The organism is Bacillus sp. BACIII, from assembly GCF_057836745.1.
This window is the reverse complement of record NZ_CM174437.1, coordinates 2,080,438-2,098,143: the sequence shown is the minus strand read 5'-3', so window position 1 is coordinate 2,098,143 and position 17,706 is coordinate 2,080,438. Positions and strand designations below refer to the sequence as shown.

Sequence of the window (17,706 nt, the reverse complement as noted above, 5' to 3'; positions counted from 1 at the left end):
AGAGAATTCGGGTTTGAAAGCTTACTTGACTGACGGGAATAATGGGTTTAAGATGAGAAAAAATAGAAACCGCTGACTTGAACACAAGAGGCTCTTATTCTTTATGGGATAAGGGCCTTTTTTCATTGTCGGCGGTAAGGGAGGCGGCGATTGTATGCTTTTCCGGCAGCATTTTAAACCTGTTGATATTCACGGTCATCTGCCGTACAGCCTTGATTTCGGCAAAAATGATAAGACATTTTCCGATTATAATCGGGAGCGGTCAGAAAGAATGAATCTGACTTGGGATTTTCCTGATCCGCAAGAGGCTGATGACGGGGAAATCCCTTTGATGACAAAATGGGAGAATGAATTAGATAAGTACGGCATCGGCGTACTGAATTTTTTAACAGCGGAGAGCAATGACCGGATGGCGGCGTTTATTCAAGCCAATCCTGCGAAGTTTACCGGATTTGCATATCATCCTTTGGAGCGGGAGGATGCATATGAAGAGCTGAAAAGAGCCGTAGAAGAGCTCGGTCTGAAAGGGTATAAACTATTCGGGCCGCTGACAGACATTGAGTTTCATGATCCGGCGCTGAAAAAGCTTTGGACGTATTTAGCTGACAAAAGGCTCCCTGTATTAATCCACTTCGGGCTTTTAGGGAGAGCGGGGGGCATTGTCAGCCACCGCAACATCAATCCGCTCTCCATCTATCGCGTCGCGAGAGAGTATGCTGATATACCATTCATTATTCCGCATTTCGGCGCCGGATATTATCAGGAACTGCTGCAGCTGTGCTGGAGCTGCCCGAATGTGTATATTGACACGTCCGGATCAAACCAGTGGATGAGGTGGATGCCGTACCCGCTTGATTTGGAAATTCTGTTTCGGAAGACATCCGAATTAATCGGTGCTGAACGAATCATCTTCGGGACGGATTCGAACGGATTTCCGAGAGGATACGTATACAGATATCTTCAGGAGCAGGTCCGGACCTGCCGGGAAATCAACATGCGGGAAGAAGACATAGAGAAGATTTTCGGAAACAATGCGCGGACATTGCTGAAAATCGACCAGCCGCAAAAGGAAATAAATACGTGATACAGCTGATGCGCTCTTTGGCAGGTTTATGCCGGAGGGCGCATTTTTAATTCTTACAAAAAACAGTTGACAAGTCGGAATAATTTGAATTAACATGATATTCAAATTTAAAAACAAACGGGCAGCTGATCGGACCGCCGAAGGCTCTCATCTCTACAAGCAACGGAGATGGGGGCCTTTTTGTTTTTCGATCGCATGCGGCAAAAAGAGAGGGGAAAAGACAGATGGCTGTAACCATCAGCATACAAGAAAAAGCGTTTGAGCATGAAGGACGGAAAACAGCGGTGCTGAATGATATTGAACTGTCAATTGCATCAGGAGAATTTTTGACTGTCATCGGGCCGAGCGGCTGCGGAAAAAGCACGCTTTTAAAATTGATTGCCGGGCTTGATACCGATTATAAAGGCTCTGTCGCAATAAACGGCCGCCATGTGTCGGGACCGGGCATCCGGCAGGGATTTATCTTTCAGGAGCACCGGCTGTTTCCCTGGCTGACGGTGAAACAAAACATCGCTGCCGATCTCAATATAAACGACCCGGCCGTTCGTCAAAAAGTGGATGATCTGATTGAGGTTGTCAGGCTGCAGGGAGCAGAGGACGCTTATCCGCGCGAATTATCCGGCGGCATGTCGCAGCGGGTCGCCATCGCCAGAGCCCTGTTGCGTGAGCCCGAGGTGCTGCTTTTGGATGAACCGTTCGGAGCGCTTGACGCTTTTACGAGAAAACACTTGCAGGATGTGCTGCTTGATATATGGCGCGAGAAAAAAACAACGATGATTCTGGTTACGCATGATATTGACGAATCTGTCTATTTAGGCGATAAGCTGGCAATTCTCAGGGCAAAGCCCGGCCGGCTGCACAGTCTGGTGCCGATTCAGCTTCCGCATCCGCGCAATCGGACGTCAGCTGATTTTCAGGCCGTCCGGCAGAAGGTGCTTGCTGAGTTTGAGAAAACGGAAGATCTCCGGTTTGCGGATGGATCAGGGATATAGAAAGGACGAAGCAAAGTGAAAAAAACCATCATTCTTTTAGCCGCAGCAGTCATGATGTTAGCCGGATGCAGTGCCGACGGAGCAGGAGGGAGCGGGAAAACGGTGAAAGAAATCCGGATCGGCATCCAGCAGAGTTTAAGCCCGCTTCTCATTGCCAAGGAAAAAGGCTGGTTTGAAGAAGCCTTCAAAAAAGACGGAATAAAGGTAAAATGGGTCGAATTCCAAAGCGGTCCCCCGCAATTTGAAGGTCTTGCCGCCGATAAGCTTGATTTTTCCCAGGTCGGCAATTCACCGGTCATTTCCGGTCAGGCGGCAGGAATTGATTTTAAAGAGATCGGGCTGTCCCAAGACGGGTTAAAGGCAAACGGCATTCTCGTAAACAAGGGCAGCGGAATTAAGAGTCTGAAAGAGTTGAAAGGGAAAAAAATCGCCGTAGCCAAAGGCAGCAGCGGCTTTGATTTTCTTTATAAAGCTTTGGATAAAGCCGGACTTTCCGCCGATGACGTCACCATCATTCAGCTTCAGCCTGATGAGGCGGTTTCCGCTTTTGAAAACAAATCTGTTGATGCATGGTCGATTTGGGAGCCGTATTTGTCGATTGAAACGCTGCAGCACGGGGCGGAAATATTAGCGAACGGAGAGAGCACGGATTTATATTCTCCGGGTTTTACGTTAGTCAGGACCGGATTTTCCAAGGAGCACCCGGATGAGGTCGTCCGTTTTCTGAAAGTGTTCAATAAAGCAGTCACATGGCAAAAGGAACACAAAGAGGAAGCTGTCTCTTTATATGCGAAAATCAAAAATCTTGATCCCTCAGTCGTCAGAAACGTGCTCAACAATACAGAGCCTCTTAATCAACCGATTAATGATGATATTGTCAAAGTCCAGCAGAAAACCGCTGATTTTCAATATCAAACAAAAGCGATTCATAAGAAAATCAATGTAAAAGACGTTGTCGACAATTCATTTATCAAAAAGGCGCTTGAAACGGAGGGCGGTAAATAATGAAAGCAGAAGCATCAACGGCTCCCGGCACATTGAGCCAATCAGAAAAGAAAGCTGCGGCAAAGTCCCGGCGGTATTCATACCAATGGATGAAAGGGTTTGTACTCCCGGCTGCGGTTATCGCGGTATGGCAGTTTATCGCAAGTCTGGGCATCGTCTCGGCAACGGTGCTCCCGTCACCCGTCGTCATTTTACAGACTTTTCAGGAACTTCTTCTGTCAGGCGAGCTTTGGGGCCATTTAGAGATTAGCTTATATCGGGCGGCCGCCGGATTTCTGCTTGGTGCGGGCCTCGGGCTTGTTTTCGGGCTGCTGGTCGGGTTCTCAAAACGGACGGAAGCGTATCTCGATCCGTCTCTGCAAATGCTCAGGACGGTTCCGCACTTAGCGGTGACCCCGCTGTTTATTTTGTGGTTCGGATTTGATGAGACATCAAAAATTCTGCTGATCGCATTGGGGGCTTTTTTCCCTGTATACATTAATACGTTTCTCGGAATCCGCAGCGTGGACGCAAAGCTGTTTGATGTCGCCCGGGTGCTGGAATTTAACTGGTATCAGCAGATGGCGAAATTGATTCTTCCGGCGTCTCTGCCGAGTATCCTGCTCGGCATCCGGCTCTCTCTCGGTATTGCGTGGCTCGGCCTTGTGGTGGCGGAACTGATGGGATCGAGCGCGGGCGTCGGCTATATGATTATGGATGCGAGACAATTTTCACAGACAAATAAGGTGTTTGTCGGCATTATCATTTTTGCGGCTGTCGGCAAGCTGACGGATGCATTGGTCAGAATGCTCGAACGGAAACTATTAAAATGGCGGAACAGTTATGAAGGGTAGCCTATTTAAAAAAGGAGAGATTCATATGGAGATTCTTTGGTTTATTCCGACGCATGGAGACGGACGGTTTCTAGGGACGCAAACGGGAGGAAGAACCGCCGATCATCTTTATTTTAAGCAAGTGGCACAGGCGGCAGACAGACTCGGGTATACGGGAGTTCTGCTGCCGACGGGGAGATCATGTGAAGACCCATGGCTGACGGCTGCGGCTTTAGCGGGTGAAACGAAAGATTTAAAATTTTTAGTGGCGGTCCGTCCGGGACTGATGCAGCCATCTGTCGCCGCGAGAATGGCATCGACAATGGATCGGCTGTCAGACGGCCGTCTGCTCGTAAATGTCGTAGCGGGCGGAGATCCTTATGAGCTGGCGGGAGACGGGATGTTTATCAGCCACGATGAGCGCTATAAGGCGACTGAAGAATTTTTGACCGTATGGCGCGGACTCATGCGGGGAGAAACGGTGACATATGAAGGGGACCATATCAAAGTGGAAAACAGCAATCTGCTGTTTCCGCCAAAACAGGCTCCGCATCCGCCATTATATTTCGGCGGTTCATCACAGGCGGGAATTGAGGCCGCGGCGAAACATACAGATGTGTATTTAACATGGGGGGAGCCGCCGGAGCAGGTAAAAGAAAAGATTGAAACCGTCAAAAAACAGGCTGCCCAAGAAGGAAGGACAATGCGCTTTGGCATCAGGCTTCACGTGATTGTCCGGGAGACTGAGGAAGAGGCATGGAAAGCGGCAGAACGATTAATCAGCCATTTAGACGAAGAGACGATTGCGAAAGCGCAGGCTGCACTCCGGCGCGCTGATTCTTCAGGACAAAAACGGATGGCCGATCTTCATAACGGCGACCGGACGAAGCTTGAGATCAGCCCGAATCTCTGGGCCGGCATCGGGCTGGTCAGAGGCGGAGCGGGCACGGCGCTTGTTGGTGATCCCCAGACCGTCGCCGATCGAATTTTAGAGTACCGGGCACTCGGCATTGAGTCGTTTATCTTTTCAGGCTACCCGCATCTTGAAGAAGCTTATTATCTGGCTGAACTCGTGTTTCCGCTTCTGCCGTTTCAAAACGAGCGGACGAAAAAGCTTGAGCGCAGACTGGGCGAAGCAATGGGCAACGACCATTTTGCAAGAGGGAACAAAGCGACAGTCTGAATAAACAAATGCCTCTTTTTTCTGATAATGATACAATCATCAAAAAGAGGTGTTTTTTCTGAAGGTATTCAAATGGGCGGCAGCTTGCTGTCTGCTGGCTGGATTCACGGCATGCGGACATTCCAGCGGCATGCAGATAAAAGAAGCTGATTTATCAAAGACAGAGAAATACAGAATGGAAATTGCCTCGTCAGAAAGCGGAGCGGCAGCAGTGACCGGGGTCACAAAAGACTTGGCGGCCGCACAGATGTATATTGAGCATTATCAAAACGGAAAACTGACGGATAAAGCAGGGCCGCTTGAATCAGATTACAGCGGCGATGCAACTAAACCAGAAGAATTGCAATTCATCTTTTACACGGACCGAGAAGACAAAGGGAAAAAGGAAAAAGACAAAGTTCGTTTCGGTATCGTCGATGACGGCGGGAAAGTCTCTGCAGACGCTGTTTTTACCCGGAATCAGGGAGATGACAGAGCATCATCCGTGTTTATCTCCTCTGCCGAGTCAGTGACTTATGGAAAACCAGTTTTGATCGGTGCGAGTGTGAAAAATTCAGGAAAGCATGTCCATATGTCACGAGATAAAAAGATGCTGATCAGCCATTCTGACGTATTACTCTATTATGTGAAGCTGAATAAGCGGGCTTAGCGGGGGCCCGTTTTCTTTATGCCGGAAGCTTGCTTTATAAACATACGGATGATACGATATAAAACGTAATTATTACGATTTAAAAGGAGTGCTGGAATGGCTAAAAAATCAAAAGTGATCAAAGAGCTCAAGCGGCAGAAGCTTGTTGAACAATATGCGGACATCAGAAGAGAATTAAAGGCAAAAGGAGACTGGGAAGCGCTGAGCAAACTGCCGCGTGATTCTGCTCCGGCCAGACTTCATAACCGCTGTACGGTGACGGGACGGCCCCGCGGATATATGAGAAAATTTAAACTGTCCAGAATCGCGTTCAGGGAGCTGGCCCATAAAGGCCGGGTTCCCGGAGTGAAAAAAGCGAGCTGGTAACATAAAAAACTCCGGATCTGTCATGAACCGGAGTTTTTGCCGTGCTTATGAAATGTGAAAACATAAGCCAAATGCTGAATCATCATCAGAATGAAAATCAAAAGAATCGGAAAAAAGGGAAGATGCGGCTGAATCAGCGGATAAAACAAAAGCAGAACGGCTGCGGCCGGCAATGAGAAGTAAACGGCAATATACGAGGAACGGCAGGCTTTAGCCGTCATCATCCGTTCTCTTTCATCCTGTTCCTCAAATTCATCGGGCACAAGCCTGTGCTTTTTGCCGTTCCGTTTTTTCTTTTCAGTGTAGATATATAATACGGCACAAACGGTAAACAGCAGAAACGGCGTGATGTTCAGCTCAAATGAATCGTTCCCCTCCGTCTGGAAAAACTGTGCGATACGCGGCACTGCTTCCATAATGGAAATAAGCGTCCAGCAGGCCAATCCGTAGAGTGCAAGGTGAAAACACGCTTTTCTTTTTAAACTCATTTTTTCTCCTCCTCCAGCCAGAATACTTCCTCCATCGGCAGGGAGAAAGCCCGGCAGATATTAAGCGCCAATAAGAGTGATGGCACATAATCTCCTTTTTCAATCGCCGCAATCGTCTGTCTGGTGGCTCCGGCTTCTTTTCCGAGCGTTTCCTGAGAATAGCCGAATCTGGCTCTCAGCTCTTTTACTTTATTTTTCATCATCAGGCGTACCTCAAGTTTTCTTCTTTCTTATATTGTATGGTATTCTTAACAAAATGTAAACCTGACTTAACATGTGGACAAAAGAAGAATTTTTTTCGACAAATTTTTTAACATTCCCTTGACGAAAAAAAAATATGCATGTAATATTAGAAACATCAAATCGGTGCTGACAAAAAAGCATTTTGATGCGGGTGTAGTTTAGTGGTAAAACCTCAGCCTTCCAAGCTGATGTCGTGAGTTCGATTCTCATCACCCGCTCCATACATACGTTATTAACGCAGTGTTTCGTTTCTCTGATAAACGAAGTATTGCGTTTTTTTATGTGAAAAAAGACACGGAAGGCGTGTCTTTTTATGAAAGCCAAGAGACGGTATGTGTGCCTCCGTGAATTTGTTCAAACATTTTGGTTAAGGATGTTAACAGCTCATCTGCCGCGTCGACATGAATTGAAGGCGGAAAAAAGATCAGCTGCAGCATGTCCTTTGTCCCGGCTGTTACAGGGCGGGTGTTGATTTGTCCGGTAAGGCCGCCGAAAATGCCGCCAGAGTCGGAGAAAGCCAGTACGTGTTCTTTTTCTCCGATTGTGATTGAAATCGGTTCATCCATCTTTGCGGCGTCATACGCCATGATGGGCAATGAATATTTCAAGGAGAAAAAAAGTATGGTATCATGGGCTGAATTCACACTTTCGATGAAGCGCTCCCGGGAAATATCGCCGAGCATAAGCTCCATCGGCGTTTTTTGTCCTGAAAAGGCGGGACTGAGCTGTTCCATCATACGCGCCCATTCTTTCACAAAAGGCTGTTCATCTATACCGCCGTCAGCATAATCAAAGTAAAGCGATTCTTGAAATAAACGGAGGCGGCCTTTCAGCATTTGCGGGGCAGGCCCGACTTCAATCTGTTCATATAATACGGCTGCCGCTTTGATCCCCGGCACCCGTTCAGCAATAAGAGGATCTAAACTGATGTTCAACTGTGTTCACTCCATTTCGGGATGATAAAACTCTATTATACCCGTGCGGGAGCCTGATCACAAAGAAAGGAGGCTGTGCAAAAAATGAATATTCATAAACTGAAAGAAGAATTAATCGAATACGCCAAAAGCATCGGAGTCGACAAAATCGGGTTTACGACGGCTGATACGTTCGACAGTCTGCGGGACCGGCTGATTCTTCAGGAATCACTCGGCTATTTATCCGGGTTTGAAGAGCCGGATATTGAAAAACGGGTCACTCCGTCTTTGCTTCTGCCGAAAGCCAAATCGATCGTCGCCATCGCCCTTGCCTATCCTTCCAAAATGAAAGATGCGCCGAGGAGCACGAGGGACGGCCGTCGCGGCATTTTTTGCAGAGCTTCCTGGGGGAAGGATTATCATGACGTGCTGCGCGAAAAGCTTGATCTGCTGGAGAAATTTCTCCAAAGCAAACATGAGGATATCCGCACGAAGTCAATGGTGGATACGGGAGAATTGTCCGACAGGGCCGTGGCGGAACGGGCGGGAATCGGTTTCAGCGCCAAAAACTGCATGATCACCACACCTGAATACGGTTCTTACGTCTATCTGGCTGAAATGATCACCAATCTGCCCTTTGAACCGGATGTGCCGATTGAAGATATGTGCGGATCGTGCACAAAATGTTTAGACGCGTGCCCGACCGGCGCGCTCGTTAATCCCGGACAGCTTAATGCCCAGCGCTGTATTTCATTCCTGACCCAGACAAAGGGGTTTTTGCCGGATGAATTCCGCACGAAAATCGGAAACCGCCTGTACGGCTGCGACACGTGCCAGACGGTCTGCCCGATTAATAAGGGGAAAGATTTTCATCTTCATCCGCAGATGGAGCCCGACCCGGAAATCGCCAAGCCGCTGTTAAAGCCGCTTCTGACTATAAGCAACCGGGAATTTAAAGAAAAATTCGGACATGTATCCGGTTCGTGGCGCGGCAAGAAACCGATTCAGCGAAATGCCATTTTAGCATTGGCTCATTTCAAAGATGCTTCTTCTCTTCCCGAATTAACGGCTTTGATGCACCAAGACCCGCGCCCCGTCATCAGGGGAACGGCCGCCTGGGCCATCGGAAAAATCGGTGATCCGGAATATGCGAAGGAATTAGAAAAAGCGCTTCACAAGGAGCAGGATGAGGAAGCCATACAGGAAATAGAAAAGGGGCTGGAGCTGCTTTCGGTTTCTGATAAGACTAAAACCGGCCCGTCCTGACATATGTATAGAGAAAAAGCACTTGGCGTGAGTTCAGGTGTTTTTTCTTTATAAAACAGTATGGTGGGTGGAGCGCTTGAAGCATATTATTGAAGACTTAGCGGAGGCCCGGCTTCATTATTTAGTCAACGGAACCGAGATGAGGCACAATGGGCAGGCCGGCGATCTTGAGGTCCTGACGAGAAAAAAAGAGCTGTTTGAAAAACGGAAAGTTGACATCGTTAAAGCGAAAGCGAAAGCCGTCATTGTCAAAAGCAGTCTTGAGGATGACGGCACGTTATGCGTCATGTACACCATTCATTTCGAATATTTGTGCAAGGAGCAGGACGGGCATCTTTATTTAGAAGAGCAGGTTGAGGAACGGAATGCTTTTCTCTATGACCAGCTGCTGATTAAAGATCGGGAAATAAAGAAAAAACCGGCCGGATTTTCTGACGGAAACAGCGTGATCGAATATGAGCGGAGTGAACGGGAAGATTTCGGGCGGGCATTTCAATACGACCGTCTGGCTGCCGTTCAGTACGCGGAAAAGTTTTGGAATAAACGAAATCCTGCTTATAAAAATTTCAGCGACAACTGCACAAATTTTATTTCCCAATGTTTACATGCCGGAAAAGCGCCGATGCGGGGGCATCCGAACAGAGGCGCAGGCTGGTGGATGAAGGAAAGCTCATGGAGCTACAGCTGGACGGTCGCGCATTCCATGAAGATGTATCTGGCCCAATCCAAGGCCGGGCTTCGCGCGGTGCAGGTGTCAAGCGCAGAGGAGCTTATGCCTGGAGATGTGATTTGCTATGATTTTGAAGGTGACGGCCGTTTTAACCATACGACGATCGTGGTCGCAAAAGATAAAAGCAATATGCCGCTCGTCAATGCCCAAACATATGACAGCAGAATGAGATATTGGTCATATGAGGATTCAACGGCATATACTCCTTCCATCAGATATGCGTTTTTTCATATTACGGATGATACGACAAAAGAGTAATTAATGATATAATGGTGGGCGGAATAAAAAACAGAGGTGAACATCGTGGCATTACATGTCGTTTTATATCAACCCGAAATCCCGGCCAATACGGGAAATATCGCACGTACTTGTGCGGCAACAGACACAACGCTTCATTTGATCCGCCCGCTCGGATTCTCAACCGATGAGAAAATGCTGAAGCGCGCCGGACTCGATTATTGGGAGTTCGTCAACGTCGTTTATCATGATTCATTGGATGAATTATTTGAGGCATATGAGAACGGAAAGTTTTTCTTCATTACAAAATTCGGGCAAAAGCCGCATACATCGTTTGACTACTCAAATACGGAAGAAGACTTTTTCTTCGTATTCGGCAGAGAAACGAGCGGACTTCCGAAAGAATTGATCGAAAACAATATGGACCGCTGCCTGCGTCTTCCGATGACCGAGCATGTGAGATCATTAAACCTGTCCAACACTGCCGCGATTCTTGTATATGAAGCGCTGCGCCAGCAAAATTACAGAGATTTGACATGAGAAAAAACCGCCCGGATTCGGGCGGTTTTTTTATTGAATGCAGCGGGGATTCATACAATGTTATATGTATAGGCTTAACAAACGTAACAGTGTTATGTTACAATGTGTTCATCGAAGGAGCTGGATTTATGGAGGAACAACTGATTTCTAAAAAAGAATTGCTTGAAGAAACATCAATCTCATACGGACAGCTGTATCGCTGGAAGCGGAAAAATTTAATTCCTGAGGAGTGGTTTATCCGAAAATCAACGTTTACAGGCCAGGAAACATTTTTTCCGAGAGCGGAAATCTTAAAACGCATCTCAAAAATACAGAAAATGAAAGAAAATCTGTCTCTGGATGAAATGAGGGAAATGCTGTCTCCGCAAATGGCTGATGTCGATATATCGTCTGCGGAGCTGCTTCAAAAAGGGTTGATTTCAAAGGCCGCGCTGCAAGTTTACGGAGAAGACGGCGTGACATTCACGTCCCGGGCGCTGCTGTCTTTATATGTGCTTGAAAGGCTTTTGCAGTCGGGCAATATCAGTCTTGAAGAAGGAAAAATGGCGGCAGAGGTGCTGAAAACGTATGAGGCTTCTGAGCTGAAAGCAAATACAGAGCTCGTCATGCTCCGAAAACTCGGCGTAACGACGTGCTTCATCGCTGACGCGGAACATATTCTGTTTGAACCGTCTGTCAAAGTGGCTGAACGAGTGGCGCTTGCTGCGGCATCAGAAGAATTAAAAACAAAATGGATGCAGGAGGACCATCAATGGATGTAACAGATAAATTAGTCATTAACGGTTCAGGAAGTTCAAAAGGAGGCCGTTTTCATACGGTGGAGATCAACGGAAGCGGCACGGTGTCAGGTGACGTAGAGTGCACGAGCCTTTTGTTTAACGGCAGCGGTAAAACAGACGGAAATGTCAAAACGCAAACGCTGACGATCAGCGGTTCGGGGAAAATTTCCGGCAGTGCCGAAGCCGAATCCATCCGAATCAACGGAACGGGTGTCATTAAAGGTGATGTCAAAACGAAGCGGCTGAACGTCGCGGGATTTTCATCTTTCGGCGGCGGTGTAAAAGCTGATGATATTTTCATATCCGGGAAAGCCGGGATTGAAGGGGATTGCGAGACAGAGACGTTCCGTTCGGAAGGCAAATGCAAAATCGGCGGCCTGCTGAACGCCGATGACGTCAATATGAAGCTGGCGGCGGGCGAGAGCCGTGTGAAAGAAATCGGCTGCCGTCATTTAAAGGTGATGAGCAGAAAAAGCGTGCTTGCGCGGTTTAAGCTGATGCCGGCTCCGGTGCTGACCGCAGAGCTGATTGAAGGTGACATCATTGAATTGGCGGACACGCATGCGAAGACAGTCCGCGGAAATTCTGTGCAGATCGGCGCAGGCTGTATCATTGAGACGGTGGAATACAGCGGAGATTTTACATGTGATCCTTCAGCTTTAGTAAACAAAGCCGTAAAAATATAGGAGGAGCTTCAGTGGACACAACAAAAAAATTGAGTCATTTAAAAATGTACGGAGCCGGACACGCCGCCGGGGGCTCCTACCAGAATGTAAGCATTAAAGGAGAAGGCATTGTCGGCGAAGGACTTCAAAGCGAGCGCTGCCGGATATTCGGTACGGGGCGTTTTCTCGGAGATGCCGAAATTAATCGGCTGAAAATTTTCGGGGAACATGAAACTGATGGAGATTTATCGGCACGTTCCGCAAATGTGATCGGCACGCTGAAAATCGGCGGCTCCATGCGTTTTACCACGATGAGGCTGAAAGGACTTGCCGACATTTCCGGCGGGGCCGCGGGAGAGCAGTGTCATATTAAAGGAAGCCTCACCGTCGGCGGCGATTGCGAGACAGAGCAGCTTCATGTAACAGGCTGTATCAATGTGGCGGGATTGTTAAACGCGGGAGACGTCAATATCCATTTGCGTTATGACCGAAGCAACGTGAAGGAAATCGGCGGTACATCGATCACAGTCAGGCGGAAACCCGGTTTTCTGAAACGGAAAGCCGGCATGCTTTCGGCTGAATTGATCGAGGGAGATACGATTTACCTCGAATACACGGAAGCGGACATCGTCAGAGGAAAGCGTGTGGAAATCGGCCCGGGCTGCAAAATCGGAAAAATCGAGTATCAAACAAGCTGCAAAGCCCATGAAAAATCAACTGTCCAAGAACACATTCAAATGTGAAACATTGTTATGTTGTACAGGAAAGGGTGCTCTTCATAAGGAGCACCCTTTTTGCCGTTATTCGTTTTCAGGTTTGCTGTCGTAACCCGCCGTAAAAATGGATACTAAAAAAGTGAGAATGACCCCCAGTAAGATGATCGTTTTCATCATTTCTCCTCCTCTTTGCTTTTCCATTTGATGTCCGAGTCTGGATGAAACTGTATTTCTTTCATTATGAACGGTGCACCAGACCCTTGTCAATGACCGCCCTTGAGCCGCCTTTATTTTTAAGAAACGAAAAGCATGTATTATCACGTCACCGCATAGATTGTAACAAAGTACCTTATTTCTAGTGCATTAACCATGATAGAGGAGGTTCTTATGGATATATTAAAGAAAATTGAAAAGTACAGAGAGGAAGAGCAGCGTCTCAAATGGGAAGGGACGTTCGCTGATTATTTGGAGATCATAAAAGAAAATCCATTGGTCGCGCAGTCTGCTCATTCTCGCGTTTTTAATATGATAAAAGACAGCGGAATCGAGGAGGATGACGGGAAAAAGACATACAGTTTTTTCTCGCGGGAACTGTTCGGCCTTGAAGAATCTCTGGAACGGCTCGTGGAGGAATACTTTCACCCGGCTGCCAAACGGCTCGATGTAAGAAAACGGATCTTACTATTAATGGGGCCTGTCAGCGGCGGGAAATCAACCCTTGTCACCATGCTGAAAAAAGGGCTTGAAGCCTACTCGTTGACAGACAACGGGGCAGTTTACGCCATCAAAGGCTGCCCGATGCATGAAGATCCTCTCCATCTCATTCCCCATCATCTGCGCGAAGACTTCTACAGAGAATACGGGATCAGAATCGAGGGAAGCCTGTCTCCGCTTAATGTCATGCGGCTTGAAGAAGAATACGGCGGCAGAATTGAGGATGTAAAGGTTGAACGCATTTTCTTCTCGGAGGATAAGCGTACCGGAATCGGAACCTTCAGCCCGTCTGATCCGAAATCACAGGATATCGCCGATTTGACGGGAAGCATTGATTTTTCAACGATTGCCGAATACGGCTCGGAATCAGATCCGCGCGCTTATCGGTTTGACGGTGAATTAAATAAAGCGAACCGCGGAATGATGGAGTTTCAGGAAATGCTGAAATGCGATGAAAAATTTCTCTGGCACCTTCTGTCACTCACACAGGAAGGGAATTTTAAAGCCGGACGGTTTGCGCTCATCTCAGCCGACGAATTGATTGTTGCGCATACGAACGAAACGGAGTACCGCTCGTTTATCGCCAATAAAAAAAATGAAGCCCTTCACTCCAGAATCATCGTGATGCCTGTTCCTTATAATTTAAAGGTGTCCGAGGAAGAACGGATTTATGAAAAAATGATTTCGGAAAGTGATGTTTCTGACGTTCACATCGCCCCCCATACATTAAAAGTGGCCGCGATGTTTTCTATTTTGACCCGGCTGAAGGAACCGAACCGGTCTGATATTGATCTCGTTAAAAAAATGAGGCTCTATGACGGAGAAAGCGTTGAAGGTTACAATTCCGTTGATCTGGAGGATATGAAGAAGGAATTCCATGATGAAGGAATGAGCGGAATTGACCCGCGTTATGTCATCAACCGTATTTCCTCAACGATTATCAGAAAAAATATGGAATCCATCAATTCGCTTGACGTGCTGCGTTCCTTAAAGGAAGGACTCGATCAGCATCCGTCCATTTCCGCTGAGGACAAAGAGCGGTATATGAATTTTATTTCCGCCGCCAGGAAAGAGTACGATGACATCGCCAAAAAAGAGGTGCAGAAGGCGTTTGTTTATTCATATGAAGAATCCGCGAAAACACTCATGGATAATTATTTAGATAATGTGGAAGCGTACTGCAACAAAAATAAGCTCCGCGATCCGCTGACAGGAGAAGAAATGAACCCTGACGAAAAGCTGATGAGATCCATTGAAGAGCAGATCGGCATTTCGGAAAACGCCAAAAAAGCATTCCGCGAAGAAATTTTAATCCGCATATCCGCTTATGCAAGAAAAGGAAAACGCTTCGACTATAACTCACACGAAAGACTCCGCGAAGCGATTCAGAAAAAGCTTTTCGCAGACTTAAAAGATGTAGTGAAAATTACGACCTCAACCAAAACGCCGGATGAGCAGCAGCTTAAAAAGGTTAATGAGGTAGTGGCGCGGTTAATAGATGAACACGGTTATAATTCGACAAGCGCAAATGAACTGCTGAAGTATGTCGGAAGCCTGCTCAACCGCTGATGCTTGATTGATGAAAGGCCCGTCCGTACAAGGACGGGTTCTTTTGTCTATGTTTCAAAATTGTTTGTCAATTGAAAAGTCCGTCCGGCATAAGATAAGAATAAATCTTTTCGCCGGACTTGTTTCATAAACAGGACCAAGCCGGAATACACATGTAAAACGACCATAACGGTTAAGGAGGGGAATTCATGTCCCGTAATGACAGCGGAAATTTTTTGATTTCAGAGGAAGACTGGTCCCTCCATCGCAAAGGCTTTGACGACCAGCAGCGTCACCAAAAGAAAGTACAGGAAGCGATAAAAAATAACCTTCCGGACCTTGTCACTGAGGAAAGCATTATTATGTCCAACGGAAAAGATGTCGTGAAAATCCCGATTCGTTCGCTTGATGAATATAAAATCCGTTATAACTATGATAAAAACAAACATGTCGGCCAAGGTGACGGCGACAGCGAAATCGGCGATGTCGTCGCAAGAGACGGCGCAGATAAAAAGCAGGGGGCCGGAAAAGGCCAGGGAGCCGGCGATCAGGCAGGCGAGGATTATTATGAAGCTGAGGTCTCATTGATGGACCTGGAAGAAGCGCTGTTTCAGGAATTAGAACTGCCGAATCTGCAGCAAAAGGAAAGGGACAATATCGTTCATACCGATATTGAATTTAATGATATCCGGAAAACCGGGCTGACAGGGAATATTGATAAGAAACGAACGATGCTGTCTGCCTATAAACGAAACGCCATGTCAGGCAAGCCGTCGTTTTATCCGATTTATCCGGAAGATCTGAAATACAAAACATGGAATGATGTGACGAAGCCGGAATCGAAAGCTGTCGTTTTAGCCATGATGGATACAAGCGGTTCGATGGGCGTATGGGAAAAGTATATGGCGAGGAGCTTCTTTTTTTGGATGACACGATTTTTACGGACAAAGTATGAAACGGTAGATATCGAATTTATCGCCCACCACACGGAAGCGAAGGTGGTGTCGGAAGAAGATTTCTTCTCGAAAGGCGAGAGCGGGGGAACCATCTGCTCCTCCGTCTACCGGAAGTCTCTTGAATTAATTGATGAAAAATATGACCCCGCCCGCTACAACATCTATCCGTTCCATTTTTCAGACGGGGATAATTTAACATCGGATAACGCCCGATGCGTAAAGCTCGTCAATGACATCATGAAAAAATCGAATCTGTTCTGCTACGGTGAGGTTAATCAATATAACAGGCATTCAACACTCATGTCCGCCTATAAAAACGTCAAAGATGATAAATTTAAATATTACATCTTAAAGCAGAAATCAGACGTTTTTCAAGCGCTGAAAAGCTTCTTTAAAAAAGAGGAAGCAGGGGTAAGCAAAGCATAATTATTAAACATAAAGCCGAGTGAAGAATCGTGCGGCCGCGGTTCTTCACCCGGCTTTTTTAAATTAAAAATAAAGAGAAAAAAAGACATAAAAAAAATCCTTTAAAAATAAAACTTTTCTCTTTACAAATCTTCTTTCATTTATTAATATTTTATCTTGTGAACTATTATTAAGGGAATGAGGTGAAAATACGGTGATTGAATCAGAGCTCGCTTTGCTCAGTTTTGAACAACTGTTTGATACTTCCAGATCAATTTACAAAAAGCAGAAAATGATCTTGGAGACAGTTCTTGAACCTTTTGATATTACAGTCCTGCAGTATCTGCTGATGTTCAAAATACATAAGAGCAAAAGCACGCAGCTTTCAAGGCTGGCTTTGTCGCTTGATCTGAAACCGGCGTCTGTCACGAGAATGACCGATATTCTGTATAAGCGCCGCTTAATGGTTCGGAGCGACTATCACGACGACCGGCGTGTTGTTATGATTCAGTTAACCGAAGAGGGGGAAGAACTTCTAAAGACAGCTGCTGTTCAATATGCCGAAAAAGCGGCGGTCTTATACCGGCAGCTCAATACCGCTGAACTGCAGTACCTGCGCAAGCTGGCGGAAAGTTTAACGAAGCTTGCAAACGGCTGTGCAGTGAAAAACGGAAAATAAAAAAATCCCCACATATTTTTATCATCATTCCACAAAATGATAGAGGAAGAAACGAAAGGAGAAAACAAAATGAACAGAGGACGTTTAATTCTGACCAACATTATCGGTTTGATTGTTGTTCTTGCAATTATAGGCGGAGGTGCTTACTACTATTATCAAAGCACGCACTATGTAAAAACCGATGAAGCAAAAGTTGCCGGCGACATGGCTGCTATCACAGCTCCTGCTGCGGGTAAAGTAACTGACTGGAACCTTGATGAGGGGAAAGAAGTAAGCAAAAACGACGTTGTTGCAAAAATCAAAGGACAGCAAAATGCTGACGTTAAAGCCATCATGGATGGAACAATCGTGAAAAACGAAGTGAAAAACGGTCAAATGGTGCAAGCCGGTACGACAATTGCCCAAGAAATTGACATGAAACACCTTTACATCACTGCAAACATTAAAGAAACTGACATCAGAGACATTGAAGTAGGAAACAAAGTAGACGTCATTGTTGACGGTGACCCTAATACAACATTTGACGGAACTGTAGAAGAAATCGGCTATGCGACAAATTCAACTTTTGATATGCTGCCTTCTTCAAACTCAAGCGGCAACTACACAAAAGTAACGCAAAAAGTTCCTGTTAAAATTTCACTCAGCAACCCATCTGACAAGGTGCTTCCTGGTATGAACGCATCTGTAAAAATCTCTGAATAATACAGATCAGTCATCAAACCATGAAGGGAGGTT

General features: G+C 46.5%; 20 protein-coding genes and 1 tRNA gene. 18 read left to right on the top strand and 3 right to left on the bottom strand.

The window, feature by feature from the left end:
• Window positions 1–154 precede the first annotated feature (154 nt).
• The 7 genes from ACXN9U_RS10080 (at window position 155) to rpsN (ending at window position 6,091) form a co-directional block, all read left to right on the top strand.
• Entirely contained in the window at window positions 155–1,084 is a 930-nt protein-coding gene (locus ACXN9U_RS10080; protein WP_060963234.1) for an amidohydrolase family protein, read from the top strand.
• A 224-nt stretch (window positions 1,085–1,308) separates the two neighbouring features.
• Complete coding sequence (locus ACXN9U_RS10075; RefSeq protein WP_060963233.1) at window positions 1,309–2,076, top strand: ABC transporter ATP-binding protein; 768 nt, start codon at window positions 1,309–1,311, stop codon at window positions 2,074–2,076.
• Between the two features lie 15 nt (window positions 2,077–2,091).
• Complete coding sequence (locus tag ACXN9U_RS10070) at window positions 2,092–3,081, top strand: aliphatic sulfonate ABC transporter substrate-binding protein (RefSeq protein ID WP_060963232.1); 990 nt, start codon at window positions 2,092–2,094, stop codon at window positions 3,079–3,081.
• On the top strand, window positions 3,078–3,914 hold the full coding sequence (locus tag ACXN9U_RS10065; protein ID WP_101605567.1) for an ABC transporter permease: 837 nt from the start codon (window positions 3,078–3,080) through the stop codon (window positions 3,912–3,914). The genes ACXN9U_RS10070 and ACXN9U_RS10065 overlap by 4 nt, the downstream gene beginning before the upstream one ends.
• 25 nt (window positions 3,915–3,939) lie before the next feature.
• Window positions 3,940–5,076, top strand: a complete 1,137-nt coding sequence (gene ssuD / locus ACXN9U_RS10060; RefSeq protein WP_060963230.1) for an FMNH2-dependent alkanesulfonate monooxygenase — start codon at window positions 3,940–3,942, stop codon at window positions 5,074–5,076.
• Between the two features lie 130 nt (window positions 5,077–5,206).
• Window positions 5,207–5,725 (top strand): sulfur oxidation protein, encoded by a 519-nt coding sequence (locus ACXN9U_RS10055; RefSeq protein ID WP_235588402.1) that lies wholly within the window; start codon window positions 5,207–5,209, stop codon window positions 5,723–5,725.
• A gap of 96 nt (window positions 5,726–5,821) precedes the next feature.
• Window positions 5,822–6,091: a 30S ribosomal protein S14 gene (gene rpsN / locus ACXN9U_RS10050; protein ID WP_014417259.1), complete on the top strand. Its 270-nt coding sequence runs from the start codon at window positions 5,822–5,824 to the stop codon at window positions 6,089–6,091.
• Between the two features lie 20 nt (window positions 6,092–6,111).
• Here the strand turns inward: rpsN and ACXN9U_RS10045 are convergent, their stop codons facing one another.
• Both ACXN9U_RS10045 and ACXN9U_RS10040 read right to left on the bottom strand, forming a co-directional pair.
• Window positions 6,112–6,579, bottom strand: a complete 468-nt coding sequence (locus tag ACXN9U_RS10045; protein WP_060963229.1) for a hypothetical protein — start codon at window positions 6,577–6,579, stop codon at window positions 6,112–6,114.
• Complete coding sequence (locus ACXN9U_RS10040; protein WP_003155407.1) at window positions 6,576–6,779, bottom strand: helix-turn-helix transcriptional regulator; 204 nt, start codon at window positions 6,777–6,779, stop codon at window positions 6,576–6,578. The genes ACXN9U_RS10045 and ACXN9U_RS10040 overlap by 4 nt, the downstream gene beginning before the upstream one ends.
• A gap of 190 nt (window positions 6,780–6,969) precedes the next feature.
• On the opposite strand from ACXN9U_RS10040, the gene ACXN9U_RS10035 reads away from it, so the two are divergent.
• Window positions 6,970–7,043 (top strand) — tRNA-Gly (locus ACXN9U_RS10035).
• Between the two features lie 90 nt (window positions 7,044–7,133).
• On the opposite strand, the gene ACXN9U_RS10030 is transcribed toward ACXN9U_RS10035, so the two are convergent.
• Complete coding sequence (locus ACXN9U_RS10030) at window positions 7,134–7,757, bottom strand: hypothetical protein (RefSeq protein ID WP_489201587.1); 624 nt, start codon at window positions 7,755–7,757, stop codon at window positions 7,134–7,136.
• A gap of 84 nt (window positions 7,758–7,841) precedes the next feature.
• Here ACXN9U_RS10030 and queG point away from each other — a divergent pair, with 84 nt between their 5' ends.
• The 10 genes from queG to ACXN9U_RS09980 all read left to right on the top strand — a co-directional run bounded on the left by queG (window position 7,842) and on the right by ACXN9U_RS09980 (window position 17,673).
• Window positions 7,842–9,002, top strand: coding sequence for a tRNA epoxyqueuosine(34) reductase QueG (queG, locus tag ACXN9U_RS10025; protein WP_489201586.1), 1,161 nt, complete (start codon window positions 7,842–7,844; stop codon window positions 9,000–9,002).
• Window positions 9,003–9,078: 76 nt separating this feature from the next.
• Window positions 9,079–9,990 (top strand): amidase domain-containing protein, encoded by a 912-nt coding sequence (locus ACXN9U_RS10020; RefSeq protein ID WP_489201585.1) that lies wholly within the window; start codon window positions 9,079–9,081, stop codon window positions 9,988–9,990.
• Window positions 9,991–10,026: 36 nt separating this feature from the next.
• Window positions 10,027–10,509, top strand: a complete 483-nt coding sequence (gene trmL, locus ACXN9U_RS10015; RefSeq protein WP_489201584.1) for a tRNA (uridine(34)/cytosine(34)/5-carboxymethylaminomethyluridine(34)-2'-O)-methyltransferase TrmL — start codon at window positions 10,027–10,029, stop codon at window positions 10,507–10,509.
• Between the two features lie 128 nt (window positions 10,510–10,637).
• On the top strand, window positions 10,638–11,270 hold the full coding sequence (locus ACXN9U_RS10010) for a YhbD family protein (protein WP_060963225.1): 633 nt from the start codon (window positions 10,638–10,640) through the stop codon (window positions 11,268–11,270).
• Complete coding sequence (locus ACXN9U_RS10005) at window positions 11,261–11,974, top strand: polymer-forming cytoskeletal protein (protein WP_489201583.1); 714 nt, start codon at window positions 11,261–11,263, stop codon at window positions 11,972–11,974. The genes ACXN9U_RS10010 and ACXN9U_RS10005 overlap by 10 nt, the downstream gene beginning before the upstream one ends.
• Window positions 11,975–11,985: 11 nt before the next feature.
• The gene (locus ACXN9U_RS10000; protein WP_489201582.1) at window positions 11,986–12,696 is read left to right on the top strand and encodes a hypothetical protein; all 711 of its coding nucleotides are present in this window, start codon (window positions 11,986–11,988) and stop codon (window positions 12,694–12,696) included.
• A gap of 360 nt (window positions 12,697–13,056) precedes the next feature.
• On the top strand, window positions 13,057–14,952 hold the full coding sequence (gene prkA / locus ACXN9U_RS09995) for a serine/threonine protein kinase PrkA (protein WP_016938434.1): 1,896 nt from the start codon (window positions 13,057–13,059) through the stop codon (window positions 14,950–14,952).
• 188 nt (window positions 14,953–15,140) lie between these two features.
• The gene (gene yhbH, locus ACXN9U_RS09990) at window positions 15,141–16,313 is read left to right on the top strand and encodes a sporulation protein YhbH (protein WP_060963222.1); all 1,173 of its coding nucleotides are present in this window, start codon (window positions 15,141–15,143) and stop codon (window positions 16,311–16,313) included.
• Window positions 16,314–16,506: 193 nt separating this feature from the next.
• Window positions 16,507–16,971: a MarR family transcriptional regulator gene (locus ACXN9U_RS09985; RefSeq protein ID WP_016938432.1), complete on the top strand. Its 465-nt coding sequence runs from the start codon at window positions 16,507–16,509 to the stop codon at window positions 16,969–16,971.
• Window positions 16,972–17,007: 36 nt separating this feature from the next.
• On the top strand, window positions 17,008–17,673 hold the full coding sequence (locus ACXN9U_RS09980) for an HlyD family secretion protein (RefSeq protein ID WP_007610259.1): 666 nt from the start codon (window positions 17,008–17,010) through the stop codon (window positions 17,671–17,673).
• The last annotated feature ends 33 nt before the right edge of the window (window positions 17,674–17,706 follow it).